Source organism: Rhodococcus coprophilus NBRC 100603 (genome assembly GCF_001895045.1).
Taxonomy (GTDB): domain Bacteria; phylum Actinomycetota; class Actinomycetes; order Mycobacteriales; family Mycobacteriaceae; genus Rhodococcus; species Rhodococcus coprophilus.
This window is the reverse complement of the sequence record NZ_BDAM01000002.1, coordinates 244,559-267,347: the sequence shown is the minus strand read 5'-3', so window position 1 is coordinate 267,347 and position 22,789 is coordinate 244,559. Positions and strand designations below refer to the sequence as shown.

Here is a 22,789-nt window from a genome sequence, read left to right as displayed (position 1 = left end):
GTGAGCCCGACGGCTGCACAGGTGCGCCGCGGCCGTCGCCCGTCGCGCCCGGCGGTCCGGAGTCAGTCCTCGCGGACCGCTTGCGCCGGCTTGTCCGGGAGAGCCGTGTCGTGGGCAGGCTTGCCGGGGGCAGCCGTGTCGTGGGCAGGCTTGGGCCGGGACCCCAGCCGCAGCGGATCGCGGGTCGTGAGCGATCGCGCGGCGATGACGGCTGCCACCACCGCGAGCGCCACGTGCGCAAGGTTGTACATGCCGATCGACCCGTCCGGGTTGAAGATCAGCATGAGCCATGTCGACAGGCCCACCAGGATCATGAGGCTGCGGGTCGACAGGGCGAAGGCCGCGGCGACCGCGAGCGGCCACGAGTAGTACCAGGGCAGCGCGGCGGGGGACAGCAAAGTCACGGCGGTCAGCGCCACCACGATGCCCAGAACGGCGTCGCGCTCGGTGCGGCGGAAGCGCCACCACGCCCACGCGAGGATCGCGACGAGCGCGAGCGCGCAGAGCATCCGGGTGATGTCGAGGATCGAACCGAGTCGCCACGGCGTGATCCATGTGCCCACGTGTGCGATCACCGTGGGGACCGACAGCCAGTTGATGATCTTCGAGGAGCCGGACAGCGCCGTCAGCCAGCCGATACCCACGCCGGCGAGCAGTGAGGCGCCTCCGAAGACCGCCACGAACACCGCGAACCCGGCCCCGACGGCCTTGAAGAACGATCGCACCGGCGCGGCGGGTTCCCGCCCTTCGGCGAGTGCGCGGTCGCGTTCGTGAATCATCCACACCCAGATCAGGAAGGGCAGCGCGAGCCCGGCGGTGGCTTTGATCGCCGCCCCGAGGGACACCAGCGCGATGCCTCCCATATGACGTCCCTGGAGGACGAGGACGATGCCCGCCGTCATCAGTCCGACCATGAGCAGTTCGTTGTGGACCCCACCGACGAGGTGGATGAGTACGAGGGGATTGAGCACCGCGAGCCAGAGTGCGATCGCGGGGTTGCCGCCCATCCGGCGTGCCAGCTTGGGTACGGCCCAGGCCATCAGGAACAGGCCGGGCAGCATCGTGATCCGCCACAGCCAGGTGCCCGAGACCACGTTGTCGCCGGTGAGCGCAGTGATGCCGGAGCCGAGCAGCAGGTGGACCGGACCGTACGGGGTGGTCGTCGTCGTCCACACGTTGCTGACGTTGTCGAGCAACACTCCGGGATTGACCACCGGGCCGTCGGTGTACGGGTCGAAGCCGGCGCGCAGCATCGCGCCCTGCGCGAGGTACGAGTAGGCGTCGCGGCTGAACATCGGGGTCGCTACCAGCAGCGGTGCCGTCCAGGCCGGGAGCATGGTCCACAGGTCGCGCAGGCCGACCGTGCCGGCAAGAGTCGCCCGCCCGACGCGGACCCATGCGCCGATCATGATCAGCACACCGACCCAGAGAATGATCACCGACAGCAACTGGCCGTGGCCGAACCGCAGCCAGGACAGGAACATCTCCTCGAGCAGCGGATCCTTCCGCCGGACGCTGCCGGCGCCGAAGCTTCCGAAGGTCATGAGGATCGAGCCGCATGTGCCGAGAACGGCGGCATTGCCGGCAGGACTGCGAAGGAAGGCCGTGACCCGGTTCGTCGTCACGCGACTGTTCGGCGCGCGGCCGGTAGAGACGTCACCCTCCGAAGAGGCGGACGCTGCCGGGCCCGCCGCCGATCTGTCCTGCGGGTCGGCATCGGGGGCGGCAGGGGACGACATGGGTGTGGGTTCCTCCCCGGAAGCGGTGCCGGCGCGGAGCGCAGGGTCTGACGAACGGTGTGCTCACAACGGGTGTGCTGACGAGCAGTGTGCTGACGAACGCTGACAGTTTAGTGGAGGCGTGCGCCCGGCGACTCCCTAGTCCGTGGCACGCGCCCCGCGCCGAGACGTTCGGCGGCCAGGCGCCCCGACATCAGCACGGTCGGAACACCGACTCCGGGCACGGTATCCGACCCTGCGAGCACGACATTCGGGAACCGGGGGTCGAGATTGCGACGGCGGAACGGCCCCGTCTGACGGAACACGTGCGCCGCAGCGAACGGACTACCGGCGATCATCCCCCGGGCGTGCCACGTCGCGGGAGTGTCGACATGGTCGACCCGGAACCCGTCGGCCACGCCGCGGTAGCCGCGGGATTCGAGAACGGCGAGCAGGTCGCGCCGGTAGGGGTCGGACAGCGCGGCCCAGTCCAACGGTGCGCTGTCGAGGTTCGGGCACGGTGCGAGTACCGACAGCGGTTCGTGCTCGGTGCCGTCGCGCTCCAGGAGTTGCCCCGGATCGGAGACGGCGGGCCGCGTGATCAGTAAGGAAGGATCCGACATCAGCCGTCCGCGTCCCCGCGGCCGGGTGATCTCGGCGAACGTGCGTTCCCACGCACCGCCGAAGTCGATGACGTGGTGGTGCCCGGCGTCCCAGGTGCGGGAGACCTCGGTGGGGATGGTGCCGTGAAGCACCACAGCCGACGGAGCCGCAAGAGTTCGGCGGCGTCGGCGCGCAGGCAGCAGATCGTCGACGAGGGGCGAACCGGCGGTGAGCACCACCGCGTCGCACTCGAAGCGGCGACCGTCCGCCGTGCGCACCGCTGTGACCCGCCCGGCCTCGAGGTCGAGGGAATCCACGTCGGCGCCGAGGTGCAGTCGCCCGCCCGCGCCGACGAATGCCTCGGACATGGACCGGGCGATCCGGCGCATGCCGCCTTCGACGGCGTACACGCCGAGTGTCGTGTCCATATGAGCGATCGCGCCGTACACCGCGAGCGCCCGCGCGGGAGCGACTCCCGCGTAGAGCGCCTGGAAGGTGAACACCCGGCGCAATCGCGGGTCCGTGACCCGTCGGCCGACCTGCGCCCCGAGCCGCCCGAAGCCGCCGATCCGGAGCAGGCGCAGCAGGTCGCGGACGGCGGCGGGCGAAGAGACCAGATCGAGCGGCGAATCGAAATTCGCGTCCATGAACCGGTCGAACTCGGCGTCGAAGATGTCGGCGAGCCAGTGGCGGAGGCGGAGATAGCGCTGGGCTTCGTCCGGGCCGCACAGCCGCGTGATCTCCGCGGCCATCGCGTCCGGGTCCGAGTGGACGTCGAGGGTGCTTCGGTCGTCGAACCGGGCGTGATAGGTGGGGGAGAGGCGGGACAAGCGCAGCGGCGGATCCACCGACGCGAAGTCGGTTCCCACCGCGGCGAGTGCGTCGGCGATCAGTTCGGGCATGGTCAGCACCGTCGCGCCGTTGTCGATCTCGTAGCCGGGCCCGGTGTAGGTCCCGACCCGGCCGCCGACAGTGCCGGCCCGCTCGAGCACCGTCACCTCTTTCCCTGCACCACGAAGATGCAGGGCCGCAGCGAGGCCCGCCAGTCCGGCGCCGACCACGACGACGCGATGCGCGCCCGGCACCGTGCGTGTGGGCATCAGGCTGTGCGGCGAGTCGCGGCGTACGCGGACGCGCGTAACCGCTCTTTCCCCTCGTCGGTGGCGGCAGACGAGTCGAGCGCCTCGAACGCGCTGTCGGTGAGTGCGGTGATGCGCTGCTCGACCAGGTCCACCGCGCCGAGGTCGACGAGCAGGCCACGAATCCGCTCCACTTCGTCCTCCGTCAGGTCGGCCCCGATCGCGTCGCGCAGGGCGCGTCCCGCGGCCGGGTCGGTGGCGTCCGCGGATTCGAGCGCGAGTGCGAGCAGGACCGTGCGTTTGCCGGCGCGAAGGTCGTCCCCGGAGGGCTTGCCGGTGACGGCGGGGTCGCCGAAAACTCCCAGCAGGTCGTCGCGAAGCTGGAACGCCAGGCCGATGTCGGTGCCGAACCGCCGGTACGCGGCGATCAGCTCGTCGTCCGCACCGGCGATCGCTGCACCGATGTGCAGCGGCCGTTCGATCGTGTAGGCGGCGGTCTTGTACCGGTTCACACGGGTCGCGGCCTCGACCGTTTCGTCCGACGCGACCTCGCCGACGATGTCGAGGTACTGGCCGCCGAGGACTTCGGTCCTCATCGCGGACCACACCGGCGTCACCCGCGCGAGCTGCTCGGCGGACAACCCCGACTCGCGCACCATGTCGTCGGCCCAGACCAGGGCGAGATCGCCGAGGAGAATGGCAGCGGCCTCACCGAACTGCTCCGGCGCGCCGTGCCAGCCGGCGCCGCGGTGCCGGGCCGCGAACTCCACGTGCACGGTGGGAAAGCCTCGGCGAGTGGTGGACGCATCGATGATGTCGTCGTGGACGAGCGCACCCGCCTGCACCAGCTCGAGTGCGGAGCATGCACGCAGCACGGCCTGCGAATCGGGACCGGCCGGATCGCCGCCGGCGCCGAGCCAGCCCGTCCAGGCGAACGACGGACGGACTCGCTTGCCGCCGCGCAGCACGAACGACTGCAGTGTGGCGACGGCCTCGCGGTAACCACCGCCGACCGAATCGACCAGCTCGGCGCGGGTGGCGAAGAACTCGCGCAGTGTGTCCTCGACGAGGCCGGGAAGCGAAAGGGCGGGCACGGGATCGGCTCCGGTGGACAGGACAAACCTCCTGGTCGATGTGCTCGGCACCGTCGGACTGCAACGGTCCCGGCACCTCGGACCACCCTATCGGTCCCCGGCAGGGGTCGCCGAGCACCGGACCGGAAAGCCCGCGCCCTATGCTGAATGGGTGGAAAACGATCTGGTCAGGGCGACCGAGGACGGCGGAGAGTCCCGCACCCCATCCATCGTGGACCGTCTCGGTGCCGCACGGACAGGCAGGATTCCCTTCTCGGTCGAGTTCTCGCCGCCTCGGGACGCGGACGCCGAGGCGCGACTGTGGCGTGCCGTGCGCACGTTCGAACGGCTCGGCCCGGCCTTCGTGTCCATGACCTACGGGGCCGGCGGATCGACACGGGACCGAACCGTGCGAGTCACCGGTGACCTCGCGGAGGAGACCACCCTTCTCCCGGTTGCCCACCTCACCGCCGTCGGGCACAGCATCGACGAGATCCGCGCGATGGTCGGTGCCTACGCCGACCGTGGCATCACCAACATCCTCGCGTTGCGCGGAGACCCGCCGGGTAATCCGCTGGGCGAATGGGAGAAGCACCCCGACGGTCTCGAGCATGCCGACGAACTCGTGCGGCTGGTTCGTGACCTCGGTGATTTCCACGTCGGGGTCGCGTCGTTCCCCGAAGGACACCACCGCTCGCCGGACCTCGATCACGACACCCGGTATCTCGTCCGGAAACTGCGCGCCGGCGCCGAATACTCGATCACGCAGATGTTCTTCGATGTCGAGCACTACCTGCGCTTGCGCGACCGCGTCGAGGCGTGCGATCCGGAACAGGCTGCCAAGCCGATCATTCCGGAGATCATGCCGATCACCTCGCTGCGTTCGGCGCGCCGGAGCCTCGAACTGTCCGGCTCGAAGCTGCCCCCGTCCCTCGAGGAACGGTTGGTGCGCGCGGCAGGAGACGGACCCGAAGAGGACCGCGCCGCCGTGCGTGAGGTCGGCATCGAGGTTGCGACCGAGATGTGCGAACGGCTGATCGCCGAAGGCGCACCGTGCCTGCATTTCATCACTCTCAACTTCGCCCGCGCGACCAGCGAGGTGCTCACGCGCCTCGGTATCGAGGTCCGGTCCACCGTGCCTGCCGGGCAGCCGGTCTGAGCGACCCGGGCATCCGATCGGCCTGTCCGATCACCCGACCGATCAGGGCAGGAGACGGTCTTTCCAGACCGCTCGGCCCGCGCTGCGGACGCGGACGGAAGCGGCGGTCAGCCACCCGAAGACGAGGATGGACAGCGGGTGCGCGGCAGCGCCCAGGGTGTCGGCGGCGCCGAGCCTGGTGCCCCGTTCGGCCGACCTCGCGATCAGTCGTGAGAGCACCGCCGCGCTCGTGCCCAGTACCCCCCAGCGCCGGACGCGGCCACGTCCCGTCAGCGCGGCCACCGGGGGAATCACGTACGCGACCGTGTAAGCCGTGACGACGGCAGCCGCGCCCGTCCGGGATCCGAACGCCGACCACAGCCAGCGCGTGTAACCGCGCGACACGGCAGCGCGGCCCTCGTACATGCGGCACGACACGAGTGGGCCACCCGCGGCGACGACCGTCGCCCGTCCGGCCCGGCGCAGCGACCGCGCCAGATCGAGGTCCTCGGTGGCGCTTGCCGCGACCGCCGAATGCCCCCCGATGCCGCGATATTCCGCTGTGTCGAAGGCGAGGAACTGCCCACAGGCGACGGCCATCGACGGCCGCCGCGTGCGGTGGGAGAGCGCGACCGGCAAGAGCGAGAACCACGACCAGAACAGCAGGGGCTGCACGAGGCGCTCCGCCGCGGAGCCCGCGACCTGGAACGGCCACGGCGACACGAGCGCCGCAGAACGTGCGCGCAGCAGTGCTACCGCTGCGGCGATCGCGCCGGGTCGTAGCCGGACGTCTGCGTCGATGAACACCACGACGCCGGTCTCACCCGGATCGGCCAGGGCGAAGGCGCGCTCACACGCTGCGGCCTTGCCGGTCCAGCCGGGCGGGGGCGGCGTGGTGGAACGCACCACCGTCACACGTGGATCGTCGCCCGCAGCCTGCCGGGCGATTTCGAAGGTGTCGTCGGAGGAGTCGTCGTCCAGGATCGTGATGCGCAATTGCGGGACCCCGCGCTGTGCGCGGAGGTCGGCGACGACGGACGCGATCCGGGAGGCTTCGTCGCGGGCCGGAACGACGACGGTCACCGGTTCGGTGACGTCGGCACCGTCGTGCAGGCGCGGGAGAGTGAACCGGTTGGTGGCCGCGACGAGCACCCCGTACAGCGCAGCACCCGCGCCGACGGCAACCGTTCGGCGCAGGACCCGCGGGCCGTAACGCCCGGCAGCGGAGAAACTGTCGCCGGCGGACGGCGGAATCATCGGGCTCAGGTCCGGTCCTCGTCGTCAGGCAGGGTTCGCTGGGGCACCGGGTCGCGGGTCCACCATGCGAGGACGCCGATGAGGAGTGCGACACCGAAGGTCCCGCCCGCCATGATTCCCGCCCACCCAGCGAAACCACGCGTGTTGGGGTCGGAGTAGCGCACCTCGGCGCGCATGGTGCTCACCTCGCCCGCCGGCAGCTTCCACGTCACGATGGAGTCGGATTCACGCGTGCCGTTGGTTGTCGCCACCCGGGCGGGGAAAGCGATCGTGAACTGCACATCCGTACCCTGTGTCGGCGCCGATTCGAGGTCGACGCGGCCGTTGAGCGTGACCAGATCGCCGTTGCGCTGAAGGTTGAGCTGAAGCATCCCCGAGCCCTGCTCGGACATCGTCGCCAACTGCTGCACATCCCCGAAGGTCAGGTCGCTGAAGAAGACCTGGCTGCCGACGTAACCGTCCTGCTCGTACTCCTGGACTCGGACCTTGCTTTCGAGCGACACCGGTGCGACGAGTATCGGGCCCGGGTCGTTCTCGTCGGCCGGGATGGTCGCGGCGACGATCTGCCCCGACACCCGGTCGTCGGACGAGATTCCCATCGACGCCTGGACCCGGAGACAGCCGGTGAGGAACGGCAGGGCGAGAAGTACGAGTCCCGCGACCGTGAGGGCGCGGCGGACGGACGAAGTGGACTGCTGCACGAGGAATATGGTGCCAGGCGCGGTCACGGTCGGCGGGCCATCCGGGTCGCTGCGGCGAGTCGCCGGTCGGTCTCGTCCGGCGACGACGGCACGAGGGATCGCAGCAGCGGAACACCCAGCACACCCATGACCACCAGACCGTAGATCGAAGAAAATCGCAGCTCGGGCGCGTCGAGAAAGACACTGTGGGCCAGCGCCGAACCCAGCCACGTCCACAGGAACAGGGCGATAGGAACGGCGTCGTGCCGGGGAGCGGGTCGCGGCGACCGGGCCTCGAACGCGAGGAGAGCGACGGCCATCGCCGCGGCGACGACCACCCAGCCCGCATAGTTGGTGAGCGGGATGTGCGCGATGCCGGGCAACCCCCCGCCGTTGCACCACGTCCACTGGCCGTCGGCGACCATCTGCGGGTCGAGATACAGATCCCAGCCGAGCATCCCGACGGTGACCGCGGCGACGCGACCCGGGGCCGCGCGGGTGATTCGCGTGGCGACACACCACACCGGGTAGAGGCCGGCGGTCCAGGCCAGCGGAACGACCAACGGCACGTCGGCCAGTGCCGGGCCGAGCCGGTCGACGGCGTAGGCGTAGCAGCCGTACGGGTAGCCGGTCGCTGTCCCGATCACCTCGGAGGCGAAACCGCCGCCCGCGGAGACGACGAGGAGCATCGTCGCCCAGCAGACGCCGCGGTGTATCGCAGCGTGTGTGAGGGCGGCTGCGGCGAGCAGGACCACCACTGCGACCGTGACCCCGTCCCGCGCGGCTCCGCCGGTGAGGGGATACGCGATCTGCGCGACGACCGCCGCCGCCGCGATCACGATCGGCACGGCCGTCAGCGACCGCGGCGATGTCCGTTCGGAACGGACGGTGCTCACCCCGAGAACCGTTTCCACGTTCGCCGCAGAACTCCGCCTCGTGCATCCGCGAGTGCGGCCCGGGCGGCGCTGCGGCCGCTCGCGCCCGACACTCCGCCTCCCGGATGGGTCGACGCGCCGGTGAGATACATCCCGGGAGCGTCGGGGACCCGGTAGTCGGACAGTTCGGGGAGCGGCCGCCACAGGAACATCTGATCGAGCGACATCTCCACGTGCATCACGTTGCCACCGAGCAGGCCCAGTTCGCTCTCGATCGAGGCGGGGGTCTGCACGTATCGGTGCCGGATGCTGTCGGTGAAGCCGGGCGCGCGCAGTTCCATCTCCGCGAGAATCCGTTCGGTTTCGCTCTCCGCCACCGCGTCCCAGGTCCGTCCGCCACTGAGCCGGTAGGGGTGCCACTGCGACCACAGGGTGACCTGGTGCTCGCCCTCGGGGGCAATCGTCGGATCGATCGCGGAGAAGCTCATGCCGAGGACCGACGGGCGCGGCGGAAGCTCACCCGCCATTGCGGCGCCGTGCGCGAGACGCAGTTGCGCGCGGTCGTCGACGAGCAGTTGCAGGCCGGTGGTGGTGTCGGCGGGGTCGTCGGCTCCGAGGTAGTCCGGAAGAGCGTCGGTGCCCAGGCGGAGCACCATCCCGATTCCCGGCCCCACCCGTACCGCGCGGCGCCACTGCTCGAGCTTGTCGCGGTCGTAACCGCCGCGTTCCAGCAGATCGAGAGTGGTGAGGATATGGCATCCGGCGATCACGGTGCGAGCGGTGAAGACGCTGCCCCCGGTTGTGTGCACCGTCCACGTCGAACCGGTTCTGCGGATCTCGGCGACGGCGTCGCCGAGGGTGACCGACCCGCCGTCCGACTCGAGGCGCGAGAGCAGCGCCTGAGTGAGTGCGCCGCTGCCGCCGATCGCCCGGCCCGGGGGGAGGGTGTGCATGAGCGCGGCGAAGCCGACCATCGCGGCGGTTCCGGGTTCGGACATCGGTGGGCCGGACTGGGCACCGAACCACGCGAGCGCAGCCTTGAGCGGTTCGTCGTCGAAGTACTCGTCGAGGAGTGTGTCGCCCGTCGTGAGGAAACGCCGCGACAGTGCGCTGCCCCCTTCCTTCGCGTCGAGTCCCCAGAACGACGAGAGCAGGTGGCGGCCCGTCGGAGGGTTCGCGAACGACTTCATGACGGCGGCACTGCGGGGACCCCAGTCGGTCACGAAGCGGCGATACGCGTCGGCCTCCCGTCTGCCGCAGGCCTGTTCGATCGAGACGCACGTCCGGTCGAGGTCCCGGTGGAACACGATGCCGGGACGGTCGGAGCGCGGAGGTGGCGGGGCGAATGCCCACGGATCACAGTCCAGATACCGCAAACCGTGGGCGGCGAGATCGAGTTCCTCCACGATTCCGGAGTGCCGAACCATGATGTGGGCAGACGACCCGCGGTCCACCGCGTAGCCGGGAAACCGTTCGACGGTGGACACGGCTCCGCCCGGCACGGTGTCGCGTTCGAGCACGTGGACGGACCAGCCCTCTCGGGCCAGATAACACGCCGACACCAGCGCGTTGTGTCCTGAGCCGACGACGAGCGTGTCCAGCACTTGCGTCATGAGGGTCCTGTCGAAGCGGGAGGGGCGAGATGCGGTTCGAGCGGGAGCGTGCGGCCGAGCACAGCGAACGGTCGCGCGTCGCCGGTGAAGACGAATCGTCGTACGACGTCGACGAACCCGAAGCGCCGGTACAGGCGCCATGCCCGATTGTCCTCGCCCGGAACCTCCGGGGTCGAGAGCAACACGGTTCGTTCGGTGCGATCGCGCAGCAACCGGTACAGCAGGGAACGGCCGAGACCGAGACCCTGAGTGTCGGGTCGGACATGCAGTTCGGTCAGTTCGAAGTAGTCGCCGAGAACGGAGTCGATGTACTCCCGGCTCTTACCGGTGTGCCGCATTCCGGTGCGAACCTGCTGGTTCCACCACTGGTGCGGGTCGCCGCGGTATCCGTAGGCGATGCCGACGAAGGTGCCCGGATCTTCGGGCAGGGCGACGGTGACTGCCTGCCATCCGGTGCGTCCGGCATGTTCGGACCACATCGGTGCGCGGTGGCTTTCCGTCCCGCGAGGGTATTTCATCGCGGCGACGTACACCGACAGTAGCTGGGGCAGATGCGCCCGGAACGCTGCGGGGGTCAGGTCCACGAAGATGGGTGCGCCACGAGCAGGCTCGTGACGTGCGGTGCCCGTCTCGGCGGGCGGTTCGGCGGGTGGGTTCACAGAGAATCGGTGCTCGTCTGGGATCGGAGGCTGCCTTCTCTTGACGGGTTGTCGGTCGGTCCGGCTATCATTCAATACATCGAACGCATGTTCGATACCGGTGATCCGGTGATGTTCGAGGGAAGCGAACATCCCCGGATCACTCCGGGCTACTACCGGAACTTCGGTAATACCACCATCGAGACCTCGGTGGTGCGGCACTGCCGGGAGCCGGTGGTGCGGTCGAGGAGGTGCACAGCATGTCCACCATAGATTTCGGGATACGAGGGCCACGCCACCTGCCGGGCGAGTCGGCGAGCGGCCCCCGCTGCGTCGGACGTTCGACGTCGGCCCGCGCGGCGACGCTGCTCGGCAAAGCGGACGGACTGCTGTCTGCGGCAGCCGGCGCCGATACGGCGGCCGAACGTTTCCGGCTCGCGTACCTCGCGGCGCTGCGCGGCGCGGGCGCGGTGGTGGCAGCGGCGGAGCTCCGTGCGCCGCAGCGTCCGCTGCGACGTCCGAACACCCGGAACGCGTGGGTGCTGATGGCTCGCGCCGACGACTCCTTCGCGGCCTGGGCGGATTACTTCGCCGACCGCTCGGCGACGCGTACCGCGATCGAAGCGGGGGTCGCCCGTGCGGTCGATGCCGACCGGTCCGACGAGTTCTACGACGAGGTCGGGCGCTTCCTGCACGACGTCGAGGACTATGTCGGCAGCGACCAGGGCGGCGACAGTGATCCCGGTAGCGACGACGCTCGAACCGCCTCTGCGCGGTGAGTTTTGTCCCCGTAGGCACGTTGCTTACCGGGTCTCTCCGGGAACTCGGAAGCAGAGTTGGTGGTCCCGGGAGAGATGTACTCGTATTATCAACTCAGGCGGCCGTCAAAGTCGGCCCCCCGTCGGATTCACCCAGAATTCGGTGGCCACCGTTTAGTGCCGGGGGAGGTACCGTGCCACTCTCCGAGCACGAGCAGCGCATGCTCGATCAGATCGAGAGCGCGCTCTATGCTGAGGACCCCAAGTTCGCCTCGACCGTCCGCGGGAAGCGGCTGGGAATGGCGTCGAACCGGCGTCGGCTACAGGCCGGCGTGCTGTTCGTCTTGGGATTGACACTGTTGATCGCTGGAGTCGCGTTACCGGTCAAGCCCGGTGGATTCCCGATCATCAGTTTGCTCGGGTTTCTGGTGATGTTCGCGGCTGGTGTTCTGCTCCTTGTAGACGGTCGTCGCCGTTCGAATCCGGGAGACACAACCAGTCGGCCAGCCTCGGGCAGATCCGGCGGCACCGGATCCCGGGGCGGAAAGAAATCCGGCGGAGGGTTCACTCACCGCATGGAGGAACGTTTCCGAAAGCGCTTCGAACAAGACTGACGCATCGCCGATTCTCACGTCCTACGGCGCGACCCGACGGGTCGCGCCGTAGTCGTTTTCCAGGCGGTGTCCGGTCCACCGCCGACGACGGCGAGAGCGGTCCCCCACCGCCGCCCACCTTGTCCGTTCCGGCGCCTACGGGAGCGTCGACCCATCCGCCGCGACCACGGCTTTTACCGGTGGCGGTGTGACCTCTATCGCACCGGCATGGCGGCATGTCGATCGTCGCCGGCGAGAAGTGAAAATCGGCCCCACCTTGCTCCACCCGGGGTGAGCTGGCGCTTTTCGTACAACACACCCGAAACGGGTGCGGTATTCGGGCTGTGGTGGGGGAAAGTGGGGTACTGTGGGTCGCGGCGGGGGCAGGATCGCCCGCCGTAGACGTAACAGCCGTCCGACGAAGGCGGGAGGTGCCGGGTGTTCCTCGGTACCTACACGCCGAAGCTGGACGAAAAGGGTCGGCTGACTTTGCCGGCGAAGTACCGAGACGAATTGGCGGGAGGGCTGATGATCACCAAGGGGCAGGATCACAGCCTCACCGTGTTCCCTCGCGAAGAGTTTGCTGCCTTGGCGGAACGAGCTGCGGGTGCTTCGCGCAGCAACCCCCAGGCTCGTGCGTTTCTGCGGAGCCTCGCTTCCGGAACGGACGAGCAGCGTCCGGACGGCCAGGGTCGCATCACCTTGTCATCGGCGCACCGCAAGTACGCGGGGCTGACGAAGGACTGTGTGGTGATCGGCTCGGTCAAGTATCTGGAGATCTGGGACGCCGAGGCGTGGGACGCCTACCTGGCCGAACACGAAGAGGACTTCTCCGAAGCGAGAGACGAGGCGCTGCGCGACATCCTGTGACCGCGACACCTCGTGACGGAGCCACGGCTGCGCGGCGAATGCCGCGAGGTCTCTGCCCGACGCCGGCCCTGACGCACTTCCCCAGCGCCAGGTTCGGACAGGGAAGCCCTGACGCACTTCCCCAGCGTCAGGTCTCCCGCGCTCGGACAGAGACCTCGAGGCATTCGCCGCAGCCGTTTCCGGAACCAGTGCGACACCGAGCATCTCGATCGAGTACCCGACAGACCGTATGCGGCCCGAGCAGGATTCCGGAGGAGACATGGTGGACGGCGAGGACGAGTCGACCGCGGACGAGCAGGGAGAATTCGGGCACGTTCCCGTCCTCCTCGGCCGAGCGGTCGAGATCCTCGGCCCCGCGATCGAAGCGGTGGGTCCCGGTGGTGAGGGCGCGATCTACGTCGATGCCACGCTCGGTCTCGGTGGGCATGCCGAGCATTTCCTGAGAACGTATCCGGGTCTGCGCCTCGTCGGACTCGACCGCGACCCGAACGCCCTGGCGATCGCCCAGGACCGGCTGTCCGAGTTCAGCGACCGAACCGACTTCGTACACACGCGCTACGACGGAATCGCCGACGCGCTCGAAGAGTGCGGGCTCGACCGGGTCGGGTCGGTCCACGCCGTTCTGTTCGACCTCGGGGTCTCGTCGATGCAACTCGACGAGGCGGACCGGGGCTTCGCGTACTCGAAGGACGCTCCTCTCGACATGCGCATGGATCCCACCATCGGGATCACCGCCGCCGACGTCCTCAACACCTACAGTCACGGCGACCTCGCGAGAATCCTCAGCACCTACGGTGAGGAGCGGTTCGCAGGCAAGATCGCTTCCGACATCGTCCGCACCCGTGAGAAGTCCCCGTTCCGGACGAGCGGCGAACTCGTCGAACTGCTCTACCGCGCCATTCCCGCCGCGGCACGCCGCACTGGTGGCCACCCCGCAAAGCGCACCTTCCAGGCACTGCGGATCGAGGTCAACAGTGAACTCGAATCGCTGCGCGACGCGATTCCTGCGGCACTCGACGCGCTCGCCGTCGGCGGACGGATCGTCTTCATGTCGTACCAGTCGCTCGAAGACCGGGTCGTCAAGCAAGAACTGACGCCTCGCGCGAAGTCGCGGAGCCCCGAAGGACTTCCCGTGGAGTTGCCGGGAATGGGAGCTGAACTGCGGATTCTCACCCGTGGCGCCGAACGCGCCTCCGACGAAGAGATCGAGATCAACCCACGTTCGGCTCCCGTCCGCCTGCGTGCTGCAGAACGAATCGCCAGGAGGTAACCGATGACCCTACAGGTGGCGTCGCAGCCCCGCCGCGGGCCGGCTCGATCCACGGCGGCGCAACGCGCTTATCAGCGCCGGAACCAGCGTGCCGCGCAACTCGGTATCCCCGTGGCGCAGACACGCGGGCGCACCACCGGCGCCGGACGCGTCCGGACACGGATCCCGTTCGTCGCGACGATCCTCGCCCTCCTCGGAGTCGGGATGGCCGCGACCCTGCTGCTCACCACCGGCGCCGCGGAGGACTCCTATCACCTGAGCACCGCCCGGGCCCACAACGAGACTCTCGTTCAGCAACGAGCAGTACTCCAGCGCGACGTCGAGGCCGGAAACTCCGCGCCCGTACTTGCGGTGGAAGCCGCGAAGCTCGGCATGATCCCCAGCACGCAGGTGGCGCGGATCGTCGTCGCCGAGGACGGATCCGTCAGCGTCGTGGGCGAGCCCGTCCCGGCGCAGGGCGCACCGCCTGCTCCGCTCAACAACGCGCGCCCGCGCACCGATGCGCAGGGCCAGGCTCCGCTGTCGGGCAGCGCCGGAGTCGAGAGTCCCCGCCCCCTGTCCGAGGTGGGAGAGGCGCCGACGCCGCGACCGAGAAGTACGGACGCGCTGGCCGGCGACGCCGGTCCTCGCCCCGCCGATCAGCAGGTCCCCGCCACGCCGGGGATCGCGAATGACGGGACCCCGGCGCGCGAGGCGGAACAATTGGCGGCTGTGAGCGAGATGCCGCAACCGGAGGTCGTGGCGCCCCTGGCCGAGGCGCCGGGCGGACCGGTAGAACCCGAGGACGGGCGCCGGTGACGCGAGGCTCCACCCGCCGTGTACCCCGGGGTCGTGCGACGCCGGCCCCCCGCGGCAAAACCGGACGCACCCGGATGCGTCCGGTTCGACGGCGTTCCGGCACCGCCGGATTCGACTTCCGCACCAAGATCGGCCGAGGCGTCATGTTCCTCGCCCTGGCCGGGGTCGCCATGCAGTTGCTGATCGTCCAGGTGTTCCAGGCGCCGACCCTGTCGGCGGAGGCCGCAAGCCAGCGGACCACCCGTCTCGTCGAACCGGCCACGCGCGGGACGATCGGCGACCGGAACGGCAATCCGATCGCCTACACGATGGAAGCGAAAGCACTCACCTTCCAGCCTGTGCGCGTCCGCAAAGAACTCGAGGAAGCCCGCGAGAAGGATCCGTCCGCGCCCGCCACCGACGAGTACCTCGCGGGCGTCGCGAAGGCTGTGCACAAGGCGCTGGGTTCGGCGGCCCCGGAGAAAGATGTCCTCGAAAAGCTCGAGAGCGACGAGAGTTTCGTCTACCTCGCCCGCGGGGTCGACCCGGGTGTAGCCGCCGAGATCGTCGCCGACTACGACATGGTCGGTCTGGAACGACAGGATATCCGGTTGTATCCGGGCGGGTCGCTCGCCGCGAACATCGTCGGCGCGACGGGCTGGGACGGGCACGGGCTGATCGGTCTCGAGGCATCGATGGATTCGATGCTGGCGGGCACGGACGGCTCGTCGACCTACGACCGGGGATCCGACGGCGCGGTCATCCCGGGCAGTTGGCGCGACCGGCAGCCTGCCGTCAACGGCTCGTCGGTCGAACTCACCATCGACAACGACATCCAGTACTACGTCCAGCAGCAGGTGCAACGCGCCCGCGACCTGTCCGGAGCGAAGAACGCGTCGGCCGTCGTACTCGACGCACACACCGGCCAGGTACTGGCGATGTCCAACGACAACACCTTCGACCCGTCGATCGGTGTCGCCAACAATCCACGCGATGCGGAGCAGGGCAACCTCGCGGTGAGTTCGCCGTTCGAGCCCGGGTCGGTCAACAAGATCATCACTGCGGCGGCGGCGATCGAGGACGGTCTCACGACTCCTTCGGAGGTGCTGCAGGTTCCCGGCACCATCACCATGTCCGGTGCCACGGTCAAGGACGCGTGGGATCACGGCGTCGTTCCGTACACCACGACCGGCGTCTTCGGAAAGTCGTCGAACGTGGGCACGCTCATGCTCGCGGACCGCGTCGGAGAAGATCGCTACGCCGAGATGCTGAGCCTGTTCGGGCTCGGGCAACGTACCGAGGTGGGCCTGCCGGGCGAATCCGCCGGACTGGTGCCCAGCCGGGAACAGTGGTCGGGCGGCACCTTCGCCAACTTGCCGATCGGGCAGGGCCTGTCGATGACGCTGCTGCAGATGACGAGCATCTACCAGACCATCGCCAACGACGGAGAGCGTGTGCCGCCGCGCATCGTCCGCGCGACGATCGGACCGGACGGGTCGCGGACCGAAACCCCCCGCCCCGATCCGGTGAGGGTCGTGAGCCCTCAGACCGCAGCGACCGTCCGCGACATGTTCCGGTCGGTGGTGCAGGACGACACCGGCAATCAGCGGGGGACGGGTACGGGCGCCGCGATCGAGGGCTACCAGATATCGGGTAAGACGGGCACTGCCCAGCAGATCGATCCGAACTGCAAGTGCTACTCGAACTCGGACTACTGGATCACGTTCGCCGGTATCGCCCCGGCAGACGACCCGCGTTACGTAATCGGCATCATGCTCGACGCGCCCGACCGTAGTTCCGACGGCACCGGTGGTCAGTCCGCCGCTCCGCTGTTCCGCGACATCGCGTCGTGGTTGCTGCAGCGCACGGGAGTGCCGCTGTCCACCGACCCGGGGAGCAAGTTGATCCTGCAGATCGACTGATCGCCCGACCGCCTGCTGTCCTTACCCCGGCACGTCGGTAACGTGATACGCCGGAACGAACGCAATTGTTGGAGCCCGGCAGCAAGACGCTGCGGTGATAGTGAGAGGAACCTGGTGCCTGTGTCATCGAGTCCGGATCCGACGCCTCCGGAGGAGAGCCGTCGGCCCGAACATCCACCGGTGACGCGGATCGGAGACCTCGCCGCCGCGGTCGGCGCCGAGCTGTCCTCGGTCGGGGACGCCCCGCCTGCGGGGGACACCGCGGTGACCGGCATCGATCTCCGGGCGCAGGGTATCCGGCCGGGTGATGTCTTCGCCGCTCTGCCCGGTGCCCGCGCGCACGGCGCGTCCTTCGCGGCCGATGCGCTCGAGCGGGGCGCTGTCGCCGTTCTCACCGATGCGGCGGGGCGCGACCTCGTCGCCGAGGTCGCCTCCACCTCGGTTCCCGTCCTGGTGCATCCCGACCCCCGGTCCGTGCTCGGTGCGGCCTCGGCGACGGTGTACGGCCATCCGTCCCGCCGGATGCGGATCATCGGGATCACCGGCACCTCCGGTAAGACCACCACGGCCTATCTCGTCGAAGCCGGTCTCACTGCGGCCGGACGCGACACCGGACTGGTGGGCACCGTCGAAACCCGCATCCGCGGCGTCCGGATCCCCAGCGCGCTGACCACGCCGGAGGCCCCGCAACTCCACGCCCTCTTCGCCGCGATGCTCGAGCAGGGCGTCGACACCGTGGTGATGGAGGTGTCCAGTCACGCGCTCGCACTCGGACGCGTGGACGCGACCGAGTTCGCCGTCGGCGCCTTCACGAACCTGTCGCAGGATCATCTGGACTTCCACAAAGACTTCGAGGACTATTTCTCCGCGAAAGCCCGGCTGTTCACGCCCGACTCCCCGGTCCGTGCCGCCCGTGCCGTGGTGTGCGTCGACGACACCTGGGGGCAGCGGATGGCCGAGATCGCCGCGGTCGGCCGCGCCGACGAGGAATCGGTGCGCACCGTCGCGACCGGTGCTGATGTGGCGGCGGACTGGACGGTGTCCGAAGAATCCGCCGGGCCCGCCGGCGCACAGGAATTCACCCTCGCGGGACCGGACGACGCTCCGCGCCGCGTGTCGGTCGCGCTGCCCGGCCGGTACAACGTCACGAACGCGGCTCTCGCGGTAGCGATCTGCGACGCGGTGGACGCCGACCTCGACGCTGCCATACGGGGGATCGCCACCGTCGCGGTGCCCGGACGCGTCGAGCGTGTCGAGCGCGGCCAGGGCTTCCTCGCGATCGTGGACTACGCCCACAAGCCCGCTGCTCTCTCGGCGGTGGTGGAGACCCTGCGCAACAGTGTCCCCGGACGCATCGCAGTCGTCGTCGGTGCCGGTGGAGACCGCGACCGCGGCAAGCGGCCGTTGATGGGCGAAGTCGCCGCTCGTGGCGCCGATCTACTCGTCGTCACCGACGACAATCCCCGGAGCGAGAATCCCGCCGCCATCCGCGCGGCCGTTCTCGACGGTGCGTGGGCCGTCCCCGGCGACGAGCGCGGTGAGATCCTCGAGATCGGCGACCGCGCAGCCGCCATCGACGCTGCCGTGCAATGGGCCGGGCCGGACGACGTCGTCCTGGTCGCCGGCAAGGGTCACGAGACCGGCCAGGAGATCGACGGCACCAAGCATCCTTTCGACGACCGAGAGGTGCTGGCCGCGTCCATCGACCGGCTCAGGGCCTCCGGGCATCACGGTCACAACCCGCCCGCTGTGGGCGGTCCGCATCACGGAGGCACTGCATGATCCCGATGACACTCGAACGCATCGCGGAGGTGGTCGGGGGCACCCTGCACGACGCCGACGATCCCTCTGTAGAGGTGACGGGAACCGTCGAATTCGACTCCCGCAAGATCGGGCCCGGAGGACTCTTCCTCGCGCTGCCCGGCGCCCGTTCGGACGGGCACGACCACGCGGCCGCCGCCATCGAGGCCGGCGCGGTCGCGGTGCTCGCGGCACGTCCGGTCGGCGTTCCCGCGATCGTGGTACCGACGCCCACCCCGAGTGCCACGAACGCGCTTGCACTCGAACACGACACCGACGGTTCCGGTGCCGCGGTGCTTGCAGCGCTCGCCGCGCTGGCCCGTTCGGTGGTCGACACGCTCACCGAACGCGGACTCACGGTCGTCGGCGTCACGGGATCTGCCGGTAAGACCTCGACGAAGGACCTGCTCGCAGCGGTTCTCGAGCCGCTCGGACCGGTTGTCGCGCCGCCGGGGTCGTTCAACAACGAACTCGGGCACCCGTGGACCGCGCTGCGCGCCACCGAGGACACCCGGTTCCTCGTCCTCGAGATGTCGGCACGCGGCCGCGGCCACATCGCCGCGCTCGCGGCTATCGCGCCCCCCAAGATCGGCGTGGTGCTCAACGTCGGCACCGCTCACCTCGGGGAGTTCGGGTCGCAGGAAGTCATCGCCCAGACCAAGGGCGAACTGGTCGAGGCATTGCCCGACGCCTCGGAGGGTGGCGTCGCGGTGCTCAATGCCGACGATCTGCTCGTGGCGAAGATGGCGGCACGCACCGGCGCGCGCGTGGTGTGGGTCGGTAGCGGAGAGTCGGCCGACATCCGCGCGGAGGAAGTGCACCTCGACGACGAAGCGCGTGCCTCGTTCACCGCGGTGTTCCGCGACGGCGCCGACGAGCGCCGCGTCCCGGTGACGCTGGCCGTGCACGGTGAGCACCAGGTCGGCAACGCTCTGTCGGCGCTCGCCGTCGCCGTCGAGTGCGGCGCGACCCCCGAGCAGGCGGCCGCTGCCCTCGCTGCCGCAGCGCCCGTATCGGCGCACCGCATGGCTGTGCGCACCCGCGCCGACGGAGTCACGGTCATCGACGACGCGTACAACGCCAACCCGGATTCGATGCGCGCGGGCATCAAGGCACTCGTCACGATGGCGCGCTCGGGAGGCGAACGCCGGCGCACCTTCGCCGTACTGGGGGAGATGGCAGAACTCGGAGACGACTCCGTGATCGAGCACGACGCGATCGGCCGGCTCGCCGTGCGAGTCGATGTCTCCCGCGTCATCGCGGTCGGAGCGTCGAGGCAGGTGCGCGGGCTGTACCAGGGCGCCGTGATGGAAGGATCCTGGGGCGAGGAGGCCTGCCACGTGCCCGACGCGGACGCCGCGATCGCATTGCTTCGTGAGGAATTGCAGCCGGGCGACATCGTGCTCGTCAAGGCATCACAATCGGTCGGACTGTGGTCGGTGGCCGACGCCGTCCTCGCCGATCGCGGTGAGAACACCGCTGCTACGGGGACGGAGGACGCCCGGTGAGACAGATTCTCTTTGCCGCAGGTATCGCACTTGCGGTGTCGATCCTGCTCACTCCCGTGCTGATCAAGGCGTTCTCCCGGCAGGGCTTCGGTCAGGAGATCCGGGTCGAGGGCCCGCAGAGCCACCAGTCCAAGCGCGGCACACCCACAATGGGCGGCGTCGCGATCCTCGCCGGACTGTGGGCGGGGTACTGGGGTTCGCACCTGATCGGCCTCGGATACGACGCCCAGGGCCCTACGGCGTCGGGCCTGCTGGTCCTCGGTCTGACCACCGCACTCGGCGGTGTCGGCTTCCTCGACGACTTCATCAAGATCCGCAAGCAACGCAACCTGGGTCTGAACAAGACGGCCAAGCTCGTCGGCCAACTCGTCGCCGCCGTTGCCTTCGGCATCCTGGCCCTTCAGTTCCGCAACAGTGACGGACTGACGCCCGCCAGCACCGACCTGTCGTACGTGCGCGACATCGCCACCGTGTCGATGGGGTCGATCGTCTTCATCTTGTTCGTGTACCTGCTGGTCAGTGCCTGGTCGAACGCGGTGAACCTCACCGACGGACTCGACGGACTCGCCGCGGGATCGATGGCGCTCGTGCTCGGCGCGTACGTCATCATCACGTTCTGGCAGTACCGCAACGCGTGTGTGGTCGAACCCACCGCCGGTTGCTACGACGTCCGCGACCCGCTCGATCTGGCGCTGCTGTGTGCCGCTGCCGCCGCGGCGTGCATCGGCTTCCTGTGGTGGAACGCCGCGCCCGCGAAGATCTTCATGGGTGACACCGGTTCGCTCGCACTCGGCGGAATGCTCGCCGGACTGTCCGTCACGACCCGCACCGAACTCCTCATGGTCGTCATCGGCGCGCTGTTCGTCGCCGAAGCCGCGTCGGTGGTCGTCCAGGTGGCGGTGTTCCGGTCCAGCCGACGACGCGTATTCCGGATGGCACCGTTCCATCACCACTTCGAACTCGGAGGGTGGGCGGAAACCACGGTGATCATCCGGTTCTGGTTGCTCGCGGCCATCGCCTCGGCCATCGGACTTGCCCTGTTCTACAGCGAGTACCTCGCGGCGATCGGGGACTGACGTCATGACCTACGATCTCGAGCGACTGCGCGGAGCCCGTGTCCTCGTCGCGGGCGCGGGGGTGTCGGGCCGGGCGACGATCGCACCCCTGGCGCACCTCGGCGCCCACGTCACCGTCACGGACCGCAACGCCGAGGCACTGGCGCGATGCGCCGAACTGGGGGCCGCCACGGTCGAACTCGACGCCCTGCTCGGCGACAACGAGTCGTTGCGGGAGTTCGCGCTGGTCGTCACGAGTCCCGGGTTCCCGCCGAGCTCGCCGCTGTTGTCACGTGCCGTGGGTGCCGCGGTCCCCATCTGGGGTGACATCGAGCTGTCCTGGCGTATCGACCGCGCGGAGATCTACGGTCCTTCCCGCAGGTGGCTGGTCGTCACGGGCACCAACGGCAAGACCACCACCACGATGATGCTCCATGCGATCCTCGAGGCAGCGGGCATTCAGAGCGCTGCCTGCGGCAACATCGGTCTGCCGGTGCTCGACGTGCTCCGGAGAAGCGACCCCCGTGCCGACGTGCTGGCCGTGGAACTGTCCTCCTTCCAGCTGCACTGGGCTCCGTCGGTGCGTCCCGACGCCGGGGTGATCCTCAATATCGCCGAGGACCACCTCGACTGGCACGGCGGGATCGAGAACTACATCGAGGCGAAGCTGCGGGCTCTCACCGGAACCGTCGGTGTCCTCGGGCTCGACGACCCCATCGCAGGGTCGCTGCGCGATCGCTCCCGGGCCGTGCTCACGGTCGGGTTCACGCTCGGCTACCCCGATGAGGGTGAACTCGGAATCAGCGGTGACGTTCTCGTCGACCGCGCGTTCGCCGACTCCGCAGTCCTCGCCTCCGTCGCCGATGTCACCCCGCCCGGCCCCGCGGGACTGTCCGACGCGCTGGCCGCGGCCGCCCTCGCCCGTGCCATCGACGTTCCGGAATCTGCTGTGCACGACGGTCTGCTGCGGCACCGAGTCGGGCCGCACCGCGCCGCGCCCGTCGGTGCTGTCGACCAGGTCGACTACATCGACGATTCGAAGGCCACCAACCCACATGCGGCACGCAGTTCGCTGCTCGCCCATGATCGGGTGGTGTGGATCGCGGGTGGGCTGCTCAAGGGCGCGCGCATCGACGACCTCGTCGCGGAGGTGGCGCCGCGACTCGCGGCGGTGGTGTTGCTCGGACGCGACGCCGGCCGATTCGTCGAGGCACTCGCGCGACACGCACCCGAGGTCCCCGTCGTGCTGCTGGACACGCGCGACGATGGTCCGATGACCAGTGAGCTCCCCGGAGACGCACACGGGCAGGACGGACCCAGGCGTATCGCGATGCCCGGCGCCGACGCCGCCGCCGCGATGAATGCCGCCGTGCGGGAGGCTGCCGGGTACGCGCAGCCCGGCGAGACGGTGCTCCTGGCACCGGCCGCCGCGTCCCTCGACATGTTCGCCGACTACGCGCAGCGGGGCCGGAGTTTCGCCGCCGCCGTCGAAGAACTCCGCCGGGGCGGGACCGGACGGTGATCTCCAAGCGCGGCCCGGCATCCGAGCATCCGGCCGCGGA

19 protein-coding genes are annotated in these 22,789 nt (G+C 69.3%); 11 read left to right on the top strand and 8 right to left on the bottom strand.

Annotated elements, in window-relative coordinates; all coding sequences use genetic code 11:
* Window positions 1-62: 62 nt before the first annotated feature.
* The 3 genes from RDCOP1_RS05605 to RDCOP1_RS05595 all read right to left on the bottom strand — a co-directional run bounded on the left by RDCOP1_RS05605 (window position 63) and on the right by RDCOP1_RS05595 (window position 4,494).
* Window positions 63-1,739, bottom strand: a complete 1,677-nt coding sequence (locus tag RDCOP1_RS05605) for an alpha-(1->6)-mannopyranosyltransferase A (RefSeq protein ID WP_072699122.1) — start codon at window positions 1,737-1,739, stop codon at window positions 63-65.
* A gap of 110 nt (window positions 1,740-1,849) precedes the next feature.
* On the bottom strand, window positions 1,850-3,421 hold the full coding sequence (gene crtI / locus RDCOP1_RS05600) for a phytoene desaturase family protein (protein ID WP_072699121.1): 1,572 nt from the start codon (window positions 3,419-3,421) through the stop codon (window positions 1,850-1,852).
* Window positions 3,421-4,494, bottom strand: a complete 1,074-nt coding sequence (locus RDCOP1_RS05595; RefSeq protein ID WP_084722433.1) for a polyprenyl synthetase family protein — start codon at window positions 4,492-4,494, stop codon at window positions 3,421-3,423. Before RDCOP1_RS05595 ends, crtI begins: the two co-directional genes overlap by 1 nt.
* A 151-nt stretch (window positions 4,495-4,645) precedes the next feature.
* Between RDCOP1_RS05595 and metF the strand changes: the two genes are divergently transcribed.
* Window positions 4,646-5,632, top strand: a complete 987-nt coding sequence (gene metF, locus RDCOP1_RS05590; protein WP_371836804.1) for a methylenetetrahydrofolate reductase [NAD(P)H] — start codon at window positions 4,646-4,648, stop codon at window positions 5,630-5,632.
* Between the two features lie 42 nt (window positions 5,633-5,674).
* Here metF and RDCOP1_RS05585 read toward each other — a convergent pair whose 3' ends face one another.
* The 5 genes from RDCOP1_RS05585 to RDCOP1_RS05565 are packed head-to-tail and all read right to left on the bottom strand — an operon-like array spanning window position 5,675 to window position 10,695.
* Window positions 5,675-6,868, bottom strand: a complete 1,194-nt coding sequence (locus tag RDCOP1_RS05585) for a glycosyltransferase family 2 protein (protein ID WP_072699120.1) — start codon at window positions 6,866-6,868, stop codon at window positions 5,675-5,677.
* Window positions 6,869-6,873: 5 nt separating this feature from the next.
* Window positions 6,874-7,596, bottom strand: coding sequence for an LppM family (lipo)protein (locus RDCOP1_RS05580; protein ID WP_072699119.1), 723 nt, complete (start codon window positions 7,594-7,596; stop codon window positions 6,874-6,876).
* Window positions 7,593-8,405, bottom strand: coding sequence for a carotenoid biosynthesis protein (locus tag RDCOP1_RS05575; protein WP_111731645.1), 813 nt, complete (start codon window positions 8,403-8,405; stop codon window positions 7,593-7,595). Before RDCOP1_RS05575 ends, RDCOP1_RS05580 begins: the two co-directional genes overlap by 4 nt.
* Window positions 8,406-8,440: 35 nt before the next feature.
* On the bottom strand, window positions 8,441-10,036 hold the full coding sequence (locus RDCOP1_RS05570) for a phytoene desaturase family protein (protein WP_072699117.1): 1,596 nt from the start codon (window positions 10,034-10,036) through the stop codon (window positions 8,441-8,443).
* Entirely contained in the window at window positions 10,033-10,695 is a 663-nt protein-coding gene (locus RDCOP1_RS05565; protein WP_371836803.1) for a GNAT family N-acetyltransferase, read from the bottom strand. The genes RDCOP1_RS05570 and RDCOP1_RS05565 overlap by 4 nt, the downstream gene beginning before the upstream one ends.
* A 239-nt stretch (window positions 10,696-10,934) precedes the next feature.
* Here RDCOP1_RS05565 and RDCOP1_RS05560 point away from each other — a divergent pair, with 239 nt between their 5' ends.
* The 10 genes from RDCOP1_RS05560 to murD all read left to right on the top strand — a co-directional run bounded on the left by RDCOP1_RS05560 (window position 10,935) and on the right by murD (window position 22,749).
* The gene (locus RDCOP1_RS05560; RefSeq protein WP_072699184.1) at window positions 10,935-11,453 is read left to right on the top strand and encodes an SAV_6107 family HEPN domain-containing protein; all 519 of its coding nucleotides are present in this window, start codon (window positions 10,935-10,937) and stop codon (window positions 11,451-11,453) included.
* Between the two features lie 173 nt (window positions 11,454-11,626).
* Complete coding sequence (locus RDCOP1_RS05555) at window positions 11,627-12,046, top strand: SCO2097 family morphological protein (RefSeq protein WP_072699116.1); 420 nt, start codon at window positions 11,627-11,629, stop codon at window positions 12,044-12,046.
* Window positions 12,047-12,463: 417 nt separating this feature from the next.
* On the top strand, window positions 12,464-12,895 hold the full coding sequence (gene mraZ, locus RDCOP1_RS05550) for a division/cell wall cluster transcriptional repressor MraZ (protein WP_072699115.1): 432 nt from the start codon (window positions 12,464-12,466) through the stop codon (window positions 12,893-12,895).
* A 259-nt stretch (window positions 12,896-13,154) separates the two neighbouring features.
* On the top strand, window positions 13,155-14,165 hold the full coding sequence (gene rsmH / locus RDCOP1_RS05545) for a 16S rRNA (cytosine(1402)-N(4))-methyltransferase RsmH (protein ID WP_072699183.1): 1,011 nt from the start codon (window positions 13,155-13,157) through the stop codon (window positions 14,163-14,165).
* Window positions 14,166-14,168: 3 nt separating this feature from the next.
* Window positions 14,169-14,963 carry a cell division protein FtsL gene (gene ftsL / locus RDCOP1_RS05540; RefSeq protein WP_072699114.1) on the top strand — a complete coding sequence of 265 codons (795 nt, stop codon included), beginning with the start codon at window positions 14,169-14,171 and terminating at the stop codon, window positions 14,961-14,963.
* 74 nt (window positions 14,964-15,037) lie between these two features.
* Window positions 15,038-16,864, top strand: a complete 1,827-nt coding sequence (locus RDCOP1_RS05535) for a peptidoglycan D,D-transpeptidase FtsI family protein (protein ID WP_072699113.1) — start codon at window positions 15,038-15,040, stop codon at window positions 16,862-16,864.
* Between the two features lie 120 nt (window positions 16,865-16,984).
* Window positions 16,985-18,646 carry a UDP-N-acetylmuramoyl-L-alanyl-D-glutamate--2,6-diaminopimelate ligase gene (locus RDCOP1_RS05530; protein ID WP_371836806.1) on the top strand — a complete coding sequence of 554 codons (1,662 nt, stop codon included), beginning with the start codon at window positions 16,985-16,987 and terminating at the stop codon, window positions 18,644-18,646.
* Entirely contained in the window at window positions 18,643-20,172 is a 1,530-nt protein-coding gene (locus RDCOP1_RS05525; protein ID WP_072699111.1) for a UDP-N-acetylmuramoyl-tripeptide--D-alanyl-D-alanine ligase, read from the top strand. The genes RDCOP1_RS05530 and RDCOP1_RS05525 overlap by 4 nt, the downstream gene beginning before the upstream one ends.
* Window positions 20,169-21,248: a phospho-N-acetylmuramoyl-pentapeptide-transferase gene (gene mraY, locus RDCOP1_RS05520; protein ID WP_072699110.1), complete on the top strand. Its 1,080-nt coding sequence runs from the start codon at window positions 20,169-20,171 to the stop codon at window positions 21,246-21,248. The genes RDCOP1_RS05525 and mraY overlap by 4 nt, the downstream gene beginning before the upstream one ends.
* A gap of 4 nt (window positions 21,249-21,252) precedes the next feature.
* A complete protein-coding gene (gene murD / locus RDCOP1_RS05515; RefSeq protein WP_072699109.1) occupies window positions 21,253-22,749 on the top strand; it encodes a UDP-N-acetylmuramoyl-L-alanine--D-glutamate ligase in 1,497 nt (498 codons plus the stop codon).
* Window positions 22,750-22,789 lie beyond the last annotated feature (40 nt).

Excerpts from the sequence above, each read along its gene's own strand:
- RDCOP1_RS05535 (WP_072699113.1), top strand. The coding sequence starts at position 15,038 with ATGCGTCCGGTTCGACGGCGTTCCGGCACCGCCGGATTCGACTTCCGC.
- RDCOP1_RS05605 (WP_072699122.1), bottom strand. The coding sequence starts at position 1,739 with ATGTCGTCCCCTGCCGCCCCCGATGCCGACCCGCAGGACAGATCGGCG.
- crtI (WP_072699121.1), bottom strand. The coding sequence starts at position 3,421 with ATGCCCACACGCACGGTGCCGGGCGCGCATCGCGTCGTCGTGGTCGGC.
- RDCOP1_RS05560 (WP_072699184.1), top strand. The coding sequence starts at position 10,935 with ATGTCCACCATAGATTTCGGGATACGAGGGCCACGCCACCTGCCGGGC.
- RDCOP1_RS05570 (WP_072699117.1), bottom strand. The coding sequence starts at position 10,036 with ATGACGCAAGTGCTGGACACGCTCGTCGTCGGCTCAGGACACAACGCG.
- murD (WP_072699109.1), top strand. The coding sequence starts at position 21,253 with ATGACCTACGATCTCGAGCGACTGCGCGGAGCCCGTGTCCTCGTCGCG.
- rsmH (WP_072699183.1), top strand. The coding sequence starts at position 13,155 with ATGGTGGACGGCGAGGACGAGTCGACCGCGGACGAGCAGGGAGAATTC.
- ftsL (WP_072699114.1), top strand. The coding sequence starts at position 14,169 with ATGACCCTACAGGTGGCGTCGCAGCCCCGCCGCGGGCCGGCTCGATCC.
- RDCOP1_RS05525 (WP_072699111.1), top strand. The coding sequence starts at position 18,643 with ATGATCCCGATGACACTCGAACGCATCGCGGAGGTGGTCGGGGGCACC.
- RDCOP1_RS05585 (WP_072699120.1), bottom strand. The coding sequence starts at position 6,868 with ATGATTCCGCCGTCCGCCGGCGACAGTTTCTCCGCTGCCGGGCGTTAC.